The sequence below is a fragment of the Streptomyces racemochromogenes genome (assembly GCF_039535215.1).
Classification (GTDB): Bacteria; Actinomycetota; Actinomycetes; order Streptomycetales; family Streptomycetaceae; genus Streptomyces; species Streptomyces racemochromogenes.
In genome coordinates, this window is sequence record NZ_BAAAWT010000001.1 from 810,974 (window position 1) to 826,661 (window position 15,688).

Annotated in this window: 13 protein-coding genes; 5 read left to right on the forward strand and 8 right to left on the reverse strand. The window is 74.7% G+C overall.

Features of this window, described 5'->3' with window-relative positions; all coding sequences use genetic code 11:
- Positions 1-40: 40 nt before the first annotated feature.
- Positions 41-547, reverse strand: a complete 507-nt coding sequence (locus ABD973_RS03785; RefSeq protein WP_345498436.1) for a hemerythrin domain-containing protein — start codon at positions 545-547, stop codon at positions 41-43.
- A 102-nt stretch (positions 548-649) separates the two neighbouring features.
- Positions 650-1,162, reverse strand: a complete 513-nt coding sequence (locus ABD973_RS03790; RefSeq protein ID WP_386381815.1) for a flavin reductase family protein — start codon at positions 1,160-1,162, stop codon at positions 650-652.
- A gap of 154 nt (positions 1,163-1,316) precedes the next feature.
- Here ABD973_RS03790 and ABD973_RS03795 point away from each other — a divergent pair, with 154 nt between their 5' ends.
- Both ABD973_RS03795 and ABD973_RS03800 read left to right on the forward strand, forming a co-directional pair.
- The gene (locus tag ABD973_RS03795) at positions 1,317-1,868 is read left to right on the forward strand and encodes a type 1 glutamine amidotransferase domain-containing protein (RefSeq protein ID WP_125823229.1); all 552 of its coding nucleotides are present in this window, start codon (positions 1,317-1,319) and stop codon (positions 1,866-1,868) included.
- 43 nt (positions 1,869-1,911) lie between these two features.
- Positions 1,912-2,082, forward strand: a complete 171-nt coding sequence (locus ABD973_RS03800) for a hypothetical protein (RefSeq protein ID WP_164720997.1) — start codon at positions 1,912-1,914, stop codon at positions 2,080-2,082.
- A gap of 14 nt (positions 2,083-2,096) precedes the next feature.
- On the opposite strand, the gene ABD973_RS03805 is transcribed toward ABD973_RS03800, so the two are convergent.
- Positions 2,097-3,476 carry an esterase/lipase family protein gene (locus ABD973_RS03805; protein WP_345498438.1) on the reverse strand — a complete coding sequence of 460 codons (1,380 nt, stop codon included), beginning with the start codon at positions 3,474-3,476 and terminating at the stop codon, positions 2,097-2,099.
- On the reverse strand, positions 3,473-7,924 hold the full coding sequence (locus ABD973_RS03810) for an NACHT domain-containing protein (RefSeq protein WP_345498440.1): 4,452 nt from the start codon (positions 7,922-7,924) through the stop codon (positions 3,473-3,475). The genes ABD973_RS03805 and ABD973_RS03810 overlap by 4 nt, the downstream gene beginning before the upstream one ends.
- A 92-nt stretch (positions 7,925-8,016) precedes the next feature.
- Between ABD973_RS03810 and ABD973_RS03815 the strand changes: the two genes are divergently transcribed.
- Positions 8,017-9,048: a translation initiation factor 2 gene (locus ABD973_RS03815; protein WP_345498442.1), complete on the forward strand. Its 1,032-nt coding sequence runs from the start codon at positions 8,017-8,019 to the stop codon at positions 9,046-9,048.
- Between the two features lie 43 nt (positions 9,049-9,091).
- Here ABD973_RS03815 and ABD973_RS03820 read toward each other — a convergent pair whose 3' ends face one another.
- From ABD973_RS03820 to ABD973_RS03830, 3 genes are all read right to left on the reverse strand, one after another.
- Positions 9,092-9,532: an ATP-binding protein gene (locus tag ABD973_RS03820; RefSeq protein ID WP_125823225.1), complete on the reverse strand. Its 441-nt coding sequence runs from the start codon at positions 9,530-9,532 to the stop codon at positions 9,092-9,094.
- Positions 9,533-9,628: 96 nt separating this feature from the next.
- Positions 9,629-10,675 carry a tRNA (adenosine(37)-N6)-threonylcarbamoyltransferase complex transferase subunit TsaD gene (tsaD, locus tag ABD973_RS03825; RefSeq protein WP_345504466.1) on the reverse strand — a complete coding sequence of 349 codons (1,047 nt, stop codon included), beginning with the start codon at positions 10,673-10,675 and terminating at the stop codon, positions 9,629-9,631.
- Between the two features lie 95 nt (positions 10,676-10,770).
- On the reverse strand, positions 10,771-11,955 hold the full coding sequence (locus tag ABD973_RS03830; protein WP_345498444.1) for a PP2C family protein-serine/threonine phosphatase: 1,185 nt from the start codon (positions 11,953-11,955) through the stop codon (positions 10,771-10,773).
- A gap of 450 nt (positions 11,956-12,405) precedes the next feature.
- Here ABD973_RS03830 and ABD973_RS03835 point away from each other — a divergent pair, with 450 nt between their 5' ends.
- Complete coding sequence (locus tag ABD973_RS03835) at positions 12,406-12,945, forward strand: EF-hand domain-containing protein (protein ID WP_345498446.1); 540 nt, start codon at positions 12,406-12,408, stop codon at positions 12,943-12,945.
- 48 nt (positions 12,946-12,993) lie between these two features.
- On the opposite strand, the gene ABD973_RS03840 is transcribed toward ABD973_RS03835, so the two are convergent.
- Positions 12,994-13,158 (reverse strand): hypothetical protein, encoded by a 165-nt coding sequence (locus tag ABD973_RS03840; RefSeq protein ID WP_345498448.1) that lies wholly within the window; start codon positions 13,156-13,158, stop codon positions 12,994-12,996.
- Positions 13,159-13,498: 340 nt separating this feature from the next.
- On the opposite strand from ABD973_RS03840, the gene ABD973_RS03845 reads away from it, so the two are divergent.
- On the forward strand, positions 13,499-14,719 hold the full coding sequence (locus ABD973_RS03845) for a carboxylate-amine ligase (protein ID WP_345498450.1): 1,221 nt from the start codon (positions 13,499-13,501) through the stop codon (positions 14,717-14,719).
- The last annotated feature ends 969 nt before the right edge of the window (positions 14,720-15,688 follow it).

Below are 15,688 nucleotides of genomic sequence, written 5' to 3' on the forward strand. Positions count from 1 at the left end.
GTGGCCCACCGGCCCGCGGTCACCCGTCAACGGCCCGCGGTCACCTGTTCACGACGGCCCGGACGTTCTCGATGCTGCCGCAGTCCGACTCCAGCTGCCTCTGGCGCTCCTTCAGGAACGCGGCGGCCAGCTCGGCCCTGCGCTCGTCCGGGACGTTCTCGCGGGCGCCGTTGAGGATGGTGCGCTCCTCCTCGTCCACGTGGTGCGAGACGGCCTCGACCAGGTCCTCCAGCCTGGAGTCCCACTCCTCGGAGCCGACCTCCTCCACCTCCAGCAGGTCGAGCAGCGCCTTGTTGCCCTCCTCGTGCTCCTCCACGCCGTGCTCGACCTCCTCGTCGTCGACGTTCCGGTAGCGCTTGAGCGCGCCGTAGACCTCCGACTCCTCCGCCTCGCCGTGGGCGATGAGCAGCGCGGCGAACTCCCGCAGCGCTCCCGCGCGGTCGTCCTCGACGCTGCGCATCCTGCGGAACAGCTCCTCCATGGTCCGGTGGTCCTCCAGGATCACCGCGACGACGTCCTGTTCCCTGCGGTCCGCGGACTCGGACATGGCTCTTCCTCCTCGGTCGGATCTCCGTCGGTCGTCTGGCGGGTGCTCGCTCGCGGCCGGTTGAAACGTGTCCCTACGGCCTGATCGCCGCCCGTCCGCCGGTCAGGCCGGGTGGCCGGCCTCCACGTCACTGACGGCGCTGAACCGCAGCGGCCCGGGCGGCTCGGCGGGGCCGGCGCCGGGCCCGGCCGGGGCGAGCACGAAGCCGACGTGGTCGCCGCCCGCCTCGAGGACCCGCTCGACGCGGCCGGTGAACCAGACGCGTACATCCGACAGCACGGGGCTGCCGTCCAGCCCCGGCTCCCAGGCGGTACGCGCGAACTTGTCCACGTCGTCGCCCGTCCGCCCGCCGAAGAGTTCCGCCAGGGCCCGCTGGTCCCGGCCCAGTACGTGCACGGTGAGGTGGCAGGCCGCCCGGGCGACGTCGTAGGTGCGGTTCTCGGTGGACAGCCACACCACGAAGCGCGGCGGGTCGATCGAGCACTGCGAGGCGAAGCCGACCAGGCAGCCGGCCCGCCGCCCGCCCGCTGCGGCCGTGACGACGTACATCGCGCCGTCCATGGCCTCGGCGAGGCCGCCGAGGTCATGGCCGGGCTGCTGGTCCGGTTCCGGCACGGGGACTCCTTGGCTGGCGGGCCGCGGCCGGGCGCCGCGGACACCCTCCCCATGGTCGGCCACCGCACCGGGGAAGCGGGTGCTTGGGCGGCGCGTGTCCGGGCAGGCGGGGGTGGTACGCGCGAACCGGACGGAGTACGAGGAGGTGGATTCGGTGCGCATCGCCTTTCTGACCGCACCCGAAGGCGTCGAGGAAGTGGAACTGACCGCGCCGTGGAAGGCCGTCGAGGGGGCCGGCTGGAACCCGCAGCTGGTCTCGACGCAGGCCGGACAGGTCCAGGCGTTCAACCACCTCGACCGGGCCGGCCGTTTCACCGTCGACCACGTCCTGGCCGGGGACACCGCCGACGCGTTCGACGCGCTGGTCCTGCCCGGCGGGGTCGCCAATCCCGACGCCCTGCGGACGGACGACCGGGCCGTCGGCTTCACCAGGAGCTTCTTCACCCAGGGCAAGCCGGTCGCCGCGATCTGCCACGCCCCGTGGACCCTGGTCGAGGCCGACGTCGTACGCGGCCGGACCCTGACCTCGTGGCCGAGCCTGGCCACCGACATCCGCAACGCCGGCGGCACCTGGGTGGACGAGCCGGTACGGGTCTGCCGGGCGGGGCCGTCGACGCTGGTCACCAGCCGCAAGCCGGACGACCTGGACGTCTTCTGCGCCGCCGTGCTGCGCGAGTTCGACCGGGCGGCGGCGGCCCGGGCCTGAGACCGGGCCGCTCGTCACCTCCGCCGCAGGAGAGGTGAGTACCGTGACGCAACCGACCCCGCCGCCGCCCGAGGGCCCCGAGCCGGTGCCGTCCGGCCCCGAGCCGGTCCCCCGCGACCCGCGGCCGCAGGACCCCCCGGCCCGCCCGCCCGGGCCCCCGGACGGGCCCCCGGACGGCAACCCCGAGGAGCCGGTGCCGGAACCGCCCGACTGACGCGCGGGGGCCGGCTATGCCTCCATCACCAGGACGGCGTCCCGGCACGCGTAGCCGGTCGTCGGGGAGGACACCTCCAGCGTCCACGTCCCCGGTTCGGCCCGCAGCTCCGCGCGGAAGCGGCCGTCGCCGGCGGGCCGCATCGGCTCGGCGGCGAGGCACCGGCCGTCCTGCGCGAGGCGGCGGACGCGGAGGTCCATGGCCCGGTCAACGCGCGTGGCCCACACCTCGATCGGCGCTCCCGCCAGGGCCACGTCCGGGAGTTCGATGCCGATGTCGTGGTCCGAGGCCAGGAACCGGGGGCGTTCGACGCCGTTGCAGATGTGGCGCAGCTGGTACTGCACGGGTGCGGCGTCCAGGAGCGAGGCGTGCCGGTGCGGGAACCACATGGTCGTCGCCGTGGTGCGGTGCTCCGGAGGGGTGGCGGAGAGCTGCGGGACGGTGCCGTCCCCCAGCCACGGGCCGCCGTCGCCGGGCAGGCCGTCGTGGAACCGGGGGCGGCCCGCGGGATCGAAGGAGACGCCGTGCGCGGTGCGGTGGGTGGCGCCTCCCAGCGGGACGAGGTCGTAGCCGGCGGTCCCGCCCGCCTCGTTCGCCCGGTTCGCCCTGGCGGCCTTCTGCATCCGGCGGTGGAACCTGAAGGCGTCCACGATCATCGCGGTGGGGAGCCCGGGGACCGGCGGGACCTCGCCGAGCCGGGCCGGGTAGCCGTCCTCGGTCACGACCGCCCGGTAGACCGGGAGCAGCTGGTGCAGGGACGGGTACGTCGAGCAGGCCTCGGCGATGGCCTCCCGCCACGCCGCCGGCAGGGGTCCGAGCCCCTCGCCCAGCAGGAACCGGAGCGCCTTCACGCTGCCCATGTAGGGCGTGCCGAGGGACGCGACCGCGCGCGTCACCCGGTGGCCGCCGAGCACCTCCGCGAAGTGCCGTACGACCAGACCGCCCATGGAGCGGCAGACGAAGACCACCTTGGCGTCCCGCGCGCCGGGGAACCGCTCCGGGTCCGCGGTGGTCCGCCACCGTTCGAGGCGCTCGCCGACGAACCGTTCGAGCTTCATGGCGGAGTTGACGTTGCTGAGCCGCCAGTCGTACGGGAACACGGCCAGCCGCTCGGGCGCGATGCCGAGCCGCCCGGCCAGTCCGCCGTAGCCGAGGTGCGCCACGAGGCCGGGCAGGACGCGCTGGGTCCGGATGGGGCCGCCCAGGGACAGGGCGTGCGGCGGCTCCGGGTCCTCGTCCCCGATCCCCTGCTGCAACCGCAGCCGTTCCAGCGTCCTTCCGGGCCGCAGGAGCCCGGCGGCGGCGCGCGGGCCGAGGTTCCACACGTCCACGCCTTCCCAGGTCAACGCGGTGCCCATGATGCCCGGCACGACAACGACGAGGTCGTCCTTCACGGCAGCTGCTCCTCGGTGGGTGGGGTGGGCGGGGTGAGCGGAACGCCGAGCCGGGCCAGGTTCCCGGGGGTCAGCAGCAGCTGGTCGCAACGCAGGGCGGCCTGCGGGCCGCCCCGTACCAGGAGGCTGATGCCGGCGTCGCCGAAGGCGGAGACCACCTGGGAGACGTCGTAGCCGCGGGGTTCGACGTCGGGGAGGGCCCGCTCGGCGGCGACGTCCCACAGGTGGAGGCGGCCGGAGGTGTTCCGCCAGCCGACCAGCAGCGGCCGGTGGTCCGGGCCGGCCAGCGCGAGGCCGTCGAGGGGGGCGTCACCGGGCGGCGGCGGCAGGGTGGTGCCGGTGCCGAAGAGCCAGCCCTCGCACTCGGCGATCTCCACCTCGTTGCCGGACGCGATGGCCACCAGCGGGACCGTACGGCGCCCCTTGCGCAGGACCCCGGTGGCGACCGCGTGGATCAGGACGGAGTCCACGGGGAAGGGCGCGGCCCCTGCGGCGTCGAGGTCCCAGACGCGCACGGCGTCGCCGCCCCACGCCGAGAGCCAGGACCGCCCCTGCGGCGTCCCGGCCACGGCGAGGCGTTGCACCGCGCCGGAGGCGCCCATCGGCCGGATGGTCCCGCGGGTCCAGCCCGTGCCGGGCGCGGGGGCGCGTTCCCAGCAGGCCACGCCCTGGCCGGAGGGCCAGAACAGCTGGAGGCGCCGTCCGGGGGCCGCGCGCAGGGCGACGGACGGTACGGGTACGTCCCGTGCGCCCGCGAGGGGGAGTTCGTCGGTGGTCTCGGGGTCCAGGCCGGGGCCGAGGGTCCACACGCGGGCGGTCCTGCGGCCGACGGCCGCCACCGTCCACCGTGCCCCGTCCGGGGCGGCGGCGAGGGCGGTGACCGGGTCGCCGTGGGTCAGCGGCGGGCCGACGAGCCGGGGGCCGGCCGGGGTGTGCAGGCTCACGAGGACCTCGCCGTCCTCGGACCTGCACAGCAGGAACTCCCCCGCCGTTCCGGTGGCGGCCGCGGCCCGCGGGTGGGCGCGGGGGTCGCCGCCGCGGGGCCGCCGCGGGGCCGCGGGCGCGGCCGGGCCGGCGGGAGCGTGCGGCTCCCAGACGCGGACGCGGGTCTCGTCGGCCACGGCCAGCCGCCCCGATCCCGAGGGGTCGAAGGCCAGCGACCTGTGGTGGCTGGTGCACGGCAGGGGCACGTGCTCGGTGCCCGATCCGGACCAGACCCGCGCCTCGGAGCCCTCGCGCACCGCGACGAGCAGGCCCGCGGGCCCTTCTCCGACGCTCACCGCCTGCCCGGCGCTGCGGGTGTGGAGGAGGAGTTCGCGGTGGTCGTCGTACAGCGGGTCGGGCATCTGCCAGACGGAGAGCTCCCGGCCGTCCAGGGCCGCGAGGACGGCGCCCCGGCCGTCCGGCAGCGCGAACGCGGACAGCGCCCGCACCGGGTGGCCGGTGTCCAGCAGCGGTGCCGCGCCGTGCAGGGGCCCGGTGGGTCCGGGGCCGCGGCGGGGCACGGCCCACAGGGTCAGTCCGCGCGGTCCGCCCGCGACGGCGGTGACGGCGCCCTCCAGCGGGAGCAGCGCCGCGGACGACACGGCGGCGGACAGCAGGCGTAATCGCAGCAGGTCGCGGGCGTACGTCCCGGTCCCGTCCCACGTCCACAACCACAGCCGCCCGGCCTCCACGGCCGCCAGGTGCACCAGCCCGTTCCACCAGGCGGCGGCCACGGCCTCGGGTGCCCCGCCCCAGTACAGCTCTTCGAAGGGGTGCCTCTCCTCGCCGCGCCACAGCCGCAGCGCCCGTCCGTCGTGCGTCGCGATCACCCGCCGGCCGGTGCCGCCTTCGGCCACCGCGAGGCCGCGCTGGCGGCCGGCGGTGGTCCAGCCCGCCGGTCCGGTGTCGCGGCCCCGGACCTCCCGGCCGCCGGCGGTCCACGATCTGATCACTCCGGCGCCGGCGGCGTGGATGAGGCCCTCGCCGTGTCCCTCCCGGCCCGGACGGCCTTCCCAGTGGACCGCAAGCGCGCCGCCCATCGGCGCAGGCCAGCTCCGTTGCAGCGGGAGCCGGTCCGCGCTGCTCCACACGTCGTCCCAGAAGACCTCGGGGGGCCGCGGGATGCCCTGGAGGACCTCGGCGGGGAACACGGCGAGGGCGGTCGCGCGCAGCACGGCCCAGCGTGCGGCGGGGGCCGGATGGGTGCGGAAGTGGTCGGCGACCTGTGCGTAGAGCGCCGGCCGGGGCGCCACCGCCAGGCGGGTGGCCACCAGGGGTTCGAGGACGTCCGGTGAGGCGTGGACGGCGAAGTGGTAGTCGCCGGTCAGCTCGTCCAGGGTGGCGTCGCCGGCGAGGGCGGCGTGTGCGGCGGCGTAGTGGGCGACGTAGGGTTCGACGCTCGCCCAGTCCTCGCTGCGGGGCGGCCGCAGGGCCAGGGCGACGCGCCGGTGGAGCCGTCGCTGCCGGGCCTCGTCGCCGAGCAGGTGGGCGCCGAAGCTGGGGTGGTGCAGCCGGTGGACCTCCGTGCCGAACTCGCCGTCCCGGGCGAGGACCACTCCGGTGGCCGCGTCGATGACGTGCCTGAGGTCGTCCTCGGTGTACTTCCTGCTGCCGGGCGGGCGCACGGCGTCCGCCATGGCCAGCCAGACGCGCGGCTGGGGCAGGCCGTTGCCCTGGGCCAGCGCCAGGGGCCGCAGCAGGTCGCGGATGCGGGCCGGTTCGGCCGGGTCCAGCCGGTCGAGTTCGTCGCCGAGCAGCGAGTCCAGGACGGCGGTTCCGTGCCGCAGCTCGCCGTCCAGCCGGTCGGGTTCCGGCAGCTCGGGCAGACCGGCCAGGCGGCGGGCCCAGAGGGTGGCGACCAGGAAGAGGCCGTTGCTGCGGGAGGCGATGTGGCGGGCGGCGGCGCGCCGGGCCTCCTCGGCCCCGGCGGGCCGGTAGGGGGACCCGTCCCGGGCGAGCAGGCGTTCGACGTGCCGTGCGATGTCGCCCTCGGTCTCGGGGAGCCGGTCCAGTTCGACCGGGTCCTCGCAGTGGAGGGCTTCCAGCAGGGTCTCGGCGGGGAGTTCGCCGGGCAGGTTCCGGCGCGCGTTGGGGCGGGTGGTGACCACCGCCTTCACCAGGGGTGTCCCGGCGAGCGGGTTGATCAGGCCGCGCGCCATGTCGAACGCGTGCCCGGCGGCCGCCTCGTCGAGCCCGTCGAACAGCAGGGTCAGGCTGCCCTTGCGCCGCGCGAGGGCGGCGATCCGTTCGACGAGGAGGTGCGGGGCCCCGCGGTCGGGGCCGTCGGGCCGGCCGAGGCCGAGTGGGCCCAGCCTGCGGGCGAGTTCCTCGCAGAGGGCCGCGAGGGTCTTGCCCCGGCAGTGCAGGGCCGCGTGCACGGAGTACAGCTCGGGCTGGATCCGGGGCCGCCGACCGGCGGGCAGCGAGGCCGCGAAGCCGCGTGTCGTCAGGTGGGCGAGGTAGGTCAGCAGCGTGGACTTGCCGGCGCCGGAAGCGCCGGAGAGGGCGAACAGGCCCGTGCTCCTGGTCGCCATCCAGGTGACCAGTTCCCCGAGGATCCGGTCGCGGGAGGAGAACTCGCGCAGGCTGCGGCCCTCCCCGGCGCCGGAGAAGAGCGGCATGACGTCGGCGCTGAGTTCCTCGCCGATCCACGACTCGTCGTCGGCGGGTCGCAGGGCGGGCCGGACGCGCTCGGAGCAGTAGGGGTTGAGCAGGAAGTCGGGCCGCAGGGTCCGTACTTCGGCCCACTCGGGCACCTGGCCGGCGGTCAGGGCCCGGACGGCGAGCATGAGGTGGGTGAACGGGACGACGGGGTTCTCCCGGTGGAAGAGCGGGACCGCGCGGGTCTGGGCGTCGGCCGTGTCCAGGACCTCCTTGAGCCGGGCGGTCCAGCGGCCCTCGACCGCCTCCTCGCCGGCTTCGGCGGTGGCGATCACGGCGAATCCGGCGTCGCCGTGCCGCCCGTTCCCGGCCCGCGCCGCCCTGGCCGCCTTCACCTGCTGGTTGACGTCGTCCAGTGCCGTCCCGGAGAAGCAGGCGTCGAGGACGAGGAGGGTGTCGGTGGTGTCCTCGGCCAGCCAGGAGACGAGTTCGGCGGCGGAGACGGCCCGGGCGGGGTCGAAGCGGCCGTCGGCGTAGGAGTCCTGGCAGGCGAGGTAGAAGGTGTCGCCGACGCGTTCACCGTGGCCGGTCCAGTAGAGGATCTTGCGGCCCGCCGGCTGCGCGCGGAGCCTCGCCACCAGTTCCCGGACGCGCCCGCGCTCCAGGGGCGGGTCCGGGGTGCCGGTGTCCCGCGTACTGGCCGCCCCCAGGGGCGGGGCGTCGAAGCCGAGCCGCCTGGCCTGCTCGGTGAACCGTTCGGCGCTGCGCCGCAGGTAGGAGCGGTCGCGCCGGCGGAGCGCGTCGCCCTGGTAGGCGTCCACCACCACCGTGGCCACGACGCCGTCGTGCGGGACGTCGACCATCCGCAACCGCCCTCCCTTGGGAAACCAGGCCCGCCGCCGTCCGGCGCATGGCACGATTTTCACTCAACTCGACATCAGACCAAGGGGTTTCGGTGACGCAGCGCGAGGGATTCGTCGTCGGGCATCTCGTGACGGACTGCTACGTCTTCGAGGGCGACGGCACCCGTCCGATCCTCGAGGAGAACGTGAGGGTCATCCACGAGCCCGGGCTCCGCCGGGTGTCACTGCCCCTGGAGGTGCAGCAGTGGCGGCGGGCGATCCAGGCGGAGGAGGAACGCAAGCAGGCCGCGGGCGAGCCCCACCGGTGGAACAACCCCCGTTTCGCGGTGGAGAGCATCGTGCTCTCCCGCACCGACGAGGACGAGCTGCCGGTCGTACAGCTGAGCCTGTGCGACGCCGACTACTTCGACTTCCTGGCCACGTCGGTCAACCTCGACCGGCCCCTGCGCGAGGGCGAACCGGCCACGCTGCGCACGCAGTACCTGGAGGACACCGATCCGGTGACGGCGCCCGCCTTCCTCTCCTGCAGTTTCGGCGTCAACGTGGCGGTGCGGACCGGGCCCGACCGGAAGATGGTCTTCGCCCGCCGCAGCGCCCGCGTGGCGGGCCACAACACCGAGCGCTGGAACTCCTCGGCGAACGAGGGCCTCGCCGCCGTCCACGACGTGCCCGCGGACGGTTCCCCGATCAGCCTCCACGCCGTGGCCCGCCGGGCGCTGCGGGAGGAGCTGGCCGTCCAGGACGGTGACGAGGTGGAGCTGGAGCTGCTCGCCTTCGCCCTGGACCTGCGGGGCCACCAGTGGGCGGCCTTCTACCGGGCCGTGCTCCCCGGTCTGACGGCCGAGGACCTCGTCCGGCGCCGCAGCAGGGGCGTGGAGGACAAGTGGGAGCACGACCGGTTCGGGTTCGTGCCCGCCGATCCGGACAGCGTCCTCGACTTCCTCCTGGAGGAGGGCCGGGAGTGGACCCCGTGCGCGCCGGCGCTCTTCTACATGGCCCTGGTGCGCGAGGCCGTGGTGGCACGCGGCGGCAACCCCTCGGGCCGCCTCGACGTCGAGGCGGCCGAACGGCGGGCCGTACAGCGGCTCGCCCGGCGGGGAACGGCCGGGCGCGCGCAGGCGTAGGGCCGCCGGGACGGGGCAGAAGCCACGTCGGCCCGCCTGGGCGTCAGCCCGGGCCGGGCATGCCGGGCCGGCCCGGGATGCGGGCGTGGACGGTCTTGCCGCCCTCCGGCGTCGGCCGGACGTCCACCTGCGAGCTGAGCCGCCGCACGAGCGGCCACCCGTACCCGCCGGCCGCTCCGCTCGGGTCGGCGGGGCGCCCTCGGGGCGGGGTGGGGCTGGAGTCGGTGACGTCGATGTCCAGGCCGTCGGTCGACCAGCCGACGTCGAACCCGCAGGGCCCGGAGGCGTACTTCACGGCGTTGGTCACCAGCTCACTGGCGACGAGCAGGGCCGCGTCCCGTACCTCCGCCGGTACCGGCCGCCCGCCCGCCCCGGCTTCGTCCACCAGCCGGTGGACCTCCTCCCGGGCCCGGGCCGGCGCACCGTCTCCCTGGCACTGGCAGTGCCGCCGGCGCACCGGGCGGGACAGAGCGGACTCCGACATGCTCGACCTCCTCAGCCCGTATGACGCCGCGTCCCCCGCAGGGCCCCTTCCCCGCCTGCCGCGCCGTATGCGACTACCCTCCGCGACCGCACGGCGTCACGGCCGCCGGGCGACCGGGTGCAGGGCGGCACGTTCGAGAGGGGCGGAGGGGTCGATGGACACGTCCAGCCGTGCCGGCCGGGAGCCGGCCCGCACCAGGAGGTCGCCGACGGCCGCGATCATCGCCCCGTTGTCGGTGCACAGCGTCAGCGGCGGCACCCGGAGCGCGACGCCGGCGGCCGCGCAGCGCTCCTCCGCGAGGGCCCTGACCCGGGAGTTCGCCGCGACGCCGCCCACCACGACCAGCGTCCGCACGTCGTACTCGCGGCACGCGGCGAGGGCCTTGCGGGTCAGCACGTCCGCGACGGCCTCCTGCAGGGAGGCGGCGCCGTCGGCCAGCGGGAGCTCTTCGCCGGTCTGCCGGTGCCGTTCGGCCCATCGTGCGGCGGCGGTCTTCAGTCCGGAGAAGGAGAAGGCGTACGGGGCGTCGCGCGGGCCGGTCAGCGGGCGCGGGAAGGCCACCGCGCACGGGTCGCCGCCGCGGGCCGCACGGTCGACCGCGGGTCCGCCGGGGTACGGCAGGCCGAAGACGCGGGCCACCTTGTCGAAGCACTCCCCCGCGGCGTCGTCGACGGTGTCGCCGAGGTGCAGGATCGGGTCGCGCACGAGGTCCCGTACCAGGAGCAGGGAGGTGTGGCCGCCGGAGACGATCAGGACCACGCAGGGGTCGGGCAGCGGTCCGTGCGCGAGGGTGTCCGCGGCCACGTGCCCGGCCAGGTGGTGCACGCCGTACAGCGGCACTCCGGCCGCGTACGCCAGCGTCTTCGCACCGGCGAGGCCGACCTGCAGGGCTCCGGAGAGCCCCGGGCCGGTGGTCACGGCGACGGCGTCGAGGTCGCTCAGGCGCAGCCCGGCCCGGTCGAGGGCTTCCCGGACGACCGGGTTGAACGCCTGGAGGTGCGCACGGGCGGCGATTTCCGGGACGACCCCGCCGAAGCGGGCGTGCTCGTCCATGCTCGACGCCACGACGTGCGCGAGCAGCCGCCCGCCGGACACGATCCCGGCCCCCGTCTCGTCACACGACGACTCGATACCCAGCACCACGGGAGCGCCCACACCAGCCTCTTTCGCACATCAACTGCTCTTGCAAGTGATGTGCAATAAGGTACACAAGCCCCTCGCCCCGGTCTCGGCCCGCCTCAGGCGGGGGTGGCGGTGTGGGGGCCGTGCCAGTCCAGGCACAGGACGGTGGCGTCGTCCCGGGGCGGCCGGCCGTCGTAGGCGTCGGTGACCGCCCCGACCAGGGCACGGACCACCTCCCGGGGGTGCTCGGCCGCGGTCTCGCGCAGCAGGCCGGGCAGGTCGACCGTCGCGGCGTCGCGTTCCTGCATGCCGTCGGTGTGGAGCAGGAGGCGGTCGCCGGGGCGCAGGTCGAGGTCCTGGACGCGGTAGGCGCCCTGGATGGTGAGGCCGAAGGGCAGGTCCACGGCCAGGGCCGGTTCGGTGACCGTGCCGTCGCGCAGCCGCAGCGGCCAGGGGTGGCCGGCGTTGACGAGCTGGGCGCTGGTGCCGTCGAGGGCGATCCGCAGGAGCTGGCCGGTGGCGATGCTGTGGTGGCCGTGGTCGAGGAGGGCCCGGTGGAGCTGGCGGGCCTGTTCGGCGAGGGTTTCGCCCGCGCGGCGGGCGCCGCGGGAGGCGTTGACCAGGAGGGTGGCCATGAGGGAGGCGTTGACGTCGTGGCCCATGGCGTCGGTGATCGAAAGGTGCAGGGTGTTCTGGTCGAGGCTGTAGTCGTAGGTGTCGCCGGCGATGTCGGAGGCCGGCACCAGAGCGCCGGCGAGCGTGAACTGGGGGGCCTCGCAGGAGGAGGCGGCGGGCAGGAGCTGGCGCTGGATCTCCGCGGACAGGCTCACCGTGGTGGTGCGGTTGCCCCAGTGATAGAGGTCGGTGAAGCGCCGGTCGGCGACGATGACGTACGCCAGCGCATGCGCGGCCTCCTGCACCTGGGCCAGCACCTCCTCGGTGACGTCGGCGAGGAAGAGCTCCAGGACGCCGATGGTGTCGCCGCGGTTGGTGACCGGCGCCAGCACCCGCTGCCCCTGCCCGCCGTCCGGCGCCAGGACCAGGCGCTGGTAGCGCAGGACGTCGTCGTAGACGCCGCTGCCGGCCAGGGGGATCCGCTCGGCCCGGTCCTCCCGCTGCCGGGTGGCCGTGTCGTGGACCCGCAGCAGACGGCGGCCCACGACGTCGACGAACAGGAACGACACGTACCGGGCAGCGAACCGGTCCCGCAGGTTACGCGCCACCACATCCAGGGAATCCACCGGAGCGGCTGCCTCCGCGGCCGCCAGCACCTGCGCCAGCCCGATCCGGTCGCCTGCCACACCAGCCCCCCGCATACCCGGTTCACCCTGCCGCCGGGCTGACACAACCACACCGGCGGCAGCCCGCGGCACACGACATGCCGGGGGCGCCCGCGCGCGCGGACCCCGACCCGGGGACGGACAGGCGCCGCCAGCCGGGGGTGGGGGCGAGTGCGTCAAGCGATTCGGGGGCGGTCTGGCCACCGTCGACGGTGAGGGTCTGGCCCGTGACGAACGCGGCCTCCGTCCGCCGTGGACCCCCGCGGCCGGCCCGACGGCCCTGCGGAACCGCAGGGCGGACTTCGGCGCCGTGCAAGCATTTCGGGTGTACCTCGGGCGGGCCGGAGGCGGCCGGCGGACGAACGTGGTGATCTTGGCGGTGTCATCCCGCAGGCATCCGTGCACGACGTGAACCGCATGCCGGTCGTGCATGCCGAGCGGGCCCTTTGGACGGCAGACAGGAACAGGAAAATGCCCGAACGAGCCACCGCCACCGCCACCATGACCGACACCGCCAAGCGGCGCATCTTCGCCATGCTCGACAGGGACGGCGACGGCGCCATCTCCCGCACGGAGTACCTCGCGCGGGTCGACCGCGCGGCAGCGGCCATGGGCCGGCCCGCCGACGACCCGGTCGTGGACGCGGCACGCACCGCGCACGAGGCCGTGTTCACGGACATGGACGCCGACCACGACGGGCGGGTCACGTTCGAGGAGTACCGCACCTGGGCCGGGCACGACGCATTCGAGCGGTCCTGCCGACCGGCTCTCGGCTCGCTCTTCGACGTCGCCGACCACGACGGTGACGGCCGGCTCACCCGCGAGGAGTTCACCCGGCTGCGCATGGCGTCCAGCAACGCCGAAGCGGACGCCGGCCAGGCCTTCGACGACCTCGACACCGACGGCGACGGCCTCGTCGACCGCGACGACTACCTCGCCGGCATCCACGACTACGTCACCACCGGCGCCTCCCCCATGGCCGCCGCCTACCGAACCCTCCCCAGCCCCTGACCGGTGGCCCAGGCGGTCGGCTGGCCGGCGATTACGCGGGCAACAAGGTCAGGCTTCGACCCGGCGCAGGACCAGGCGGAGTTCCGGCGTCAGCCTGAGGCCGGCGACCGCCTGGTCGGTGCCGGTGGGCCATGGGGTCATGGTGCCCGCGCCATGTCCTCCGTCGAGGAAGCGGGCCGCGTACCAGCCCGGTCCGCGGAACCGGTCGGCCACGTACGAGTGGTCGCTCCCCAAGGAGCCCGGTGACCCCCGGCGCGGGCCGGGCGCCCCGCAGTACCCCCAGGTGGCCACATCGCGGAAGGCGCCGAACCGGCGCATACGCCCCCTGACGCAACGTCAGCAGACCGGCCCGCAGACCTGCTTGTGCCATAAGTTCCGGCACCGCTTCGACCTGCTCGGCACCGACGGGGACGACTACGTCGGCGAACGGGACTTCACCGCCCTCGCCGACGCTCCACCGGCCCCAAGGCCCCCGGTAACAGGGTCCTCGGCCACGTCTGAACCGGCCGAACGCCATCTCCCCCGCCGGCGCCGTCCGTGTCACGATGGGGCCGTGACCCGTGACGTGTCGCCGCAGGCGATCCCCGAGGTCCCCGGTACCGCCCCGGCGGGGTGGGAGAGGAGACCGCTGACGGTCGGCGCCGAGGAGGAGTACCTCCTGGTCGACCCGGTCACACGGGAGCCGCGTCCCGAGGCACCGAAGGTGGTGGCGGAGGCCGCCGGCGAACTCGGAGACCGGGTGACCACCGAGATCACGGCCTACCAGGTCGAGGTACGCACCGACCCCCACTCGCGTCTCGACCTGTTCGCCGAGCAGGTACGTTCCATGCGCGCGGCCGTGGTACGCGCCGCCGCGCGCCACGGCCTGGGCGTGATCTCCAGCGGCACACCGGTCCTGCCGCATCCGCTCCCGCCCCCGATGACCGAAGGCCTCCGCTACGCCAGGAGCGTCGCCGCGTTCGGCGCCCTGGACGACGAGCAGAGCATCTGCGCCTGCCACATCCACATCGGCATCCCCGACCTGGAAACCGCCCTCCAGGCCGGCAACCATCTGCGGCCCCGCCTGCCGGCCCTGATCGCGCTGGCGGCCAACTCCCCGTTCTGGCAGGGCCGGGACACCGGCTACGCGAGCTGGCGCACCATGGCCTGGGCCCGATGGCCGGCCGCGGGTCCGCCCCCGTACGTCGAGTCGCGAGCCCACTTCGAGAGTCTCGTCGCCGCTCTCACCGCGACCGGCGGCATCCTGGACCGCGGCGGACTGTACTGGGACGTCCGGCCCTCGCACCACGCACCCACCCTGGAGATCAGGGTCGCCGACGCCACCGCCACCGCGCAGGACACCGTGCTGCTCGCCGCGGTCGTCAGGGCCCTGGTCGACACCGCCCTGGCCGACATCGAAGCCGGACGGCCCGCCTTCCGGCCGTCCCCCGAGATCCTCCGCGCCGCGTGCTGGCGGGCCTCCCGCGACGGCCTGACAGGCGAAGCCGTGGACCTGCGCAGTCACCGTCTCGTCCCCGCGACCGCCGTCATGGACGAACTGCTGGCAGACGTCAGCCCGTCACTGCGACGGCACGGAGACCTGGACACCGTCACGGCGGGCTGGGCGGCGCTCCGCGCGGCAGGCAGCGGCGCCGACCGCCAACGGGCCGCACACCGGAACCACGATGACCTCACCGGTGTCGTCGACCACCTGATGCACGCCATGACCGCAGACTTCCCGGCCCACACGCTCGGTGACGATCCTCCCGCCCCACCGCGGCAACGAGGCGCGTAGCCCCCGCTTCCCCGCAGCACCGACCCCTCCGCACAGGGCTGGCGGCCAGCTGGTCCCTCGCAGCGCCAGCCCGGTGAGCAGCGCATCGGGCTGAGGCCGCCGCAGCAGCTCGAACGCCTTGCGGAGCAGGTCAACCCTACTCCACTGGGCTACCTCACACCCCACGAAACCCGCCTGCGCTACCGACGAGAGCAAGCCCTCGCTGCGTAACAACAACATGTTCAAGATCATGGGGAAACTTCACTTGGTAGCCGACTCACTTCAAGTGGCGCTCGTCCGGCTTCTGGGGCGAGCGCCCCGGGTCTGTCAATCGAACGGCTCTGTCCCGGCCGTCGGGTCCCCGATGCGCAGGGCCCGGATCTCCCTCTCCTGGAGGAACGGGGTGCGGTTCGGACGTACGGTCATCTGTCGTCCGCCCGTGCGTCGAGCGTGAAACGGCGAAGTCGAACCCGGCCGGTCCCCGCCTCGGCCACTGGGCCAGGAAGTCGGTGAGCATGAGGGTCAGTGTGGCCAGGCCTAGCCGTCGCCGACGCAGCGGCGGTGGCCGGCGCTGAAGGGGGTGAACGCGTCCTTGTGTGGCTTCGACACCCATGAGCTGTGCAGGAAAATCGCATCCTGCTGCGACTCGCGCAGGCAGGCACCGTTCATCGGCCGCAGCTCGGCGAGAGGGTCCGGCCTTCGGCGGCTGGCCGACCCGCGAGGGCGGCGCAAGCCGAGGCTCGGAGCCATGCTTCGTTCGAGGGATCTCAACGTCGCATCACCACGACGACAGGCCAGGGTGGGACGTTTCTTCACCGCATTTGGCCGCCAGCCCGAGGCCATGCCGGGGAGAGCGGCTTGGGGATCATGCGTCGCATGGCGTTTCTGAAGAGTTTCAGGTGTCCGTGGTTCGCGCATGCGAGCGGTGATCCGCGGCAGGGTGCGGTCGGCCCGGCCGGAGGGACGCGGTGATTCCCGTGCAGGGCGGTC

Bases quoted from the DNA above. Each gene is read 5' to 3' on its own strand.
- ABD973_RS03785 (WP_345498436.1), bottom strand. From the start codon at position 547: ATGTCCGAGTCCGCGGACCGCAGGGAACAGGACGTCGTCGCGGTGATC.
- ABD973_RS03810 (WP_345498440.1), bottom strand. From the start codon at position 7,924: ATGGTCGACGTCCCGCACGACGGCGTCGTGGCCACGGTGGTGGTGGAC.
- ABD973_RS03820 (WP_125823225.1), bottom strand. From the start codon at position 9,532: ATGTCGGAGTCCGCTCTGTCCCGCCCGGTGCGCCGGCGGCACTGCCAG.
- ABD973_RS03835 (WP_345498446.1), top strand. From the start codon at position 12,406: ATGCCCGAACGAGCCACCGCCACCGCCACCATGACCGACACCGCCAAG.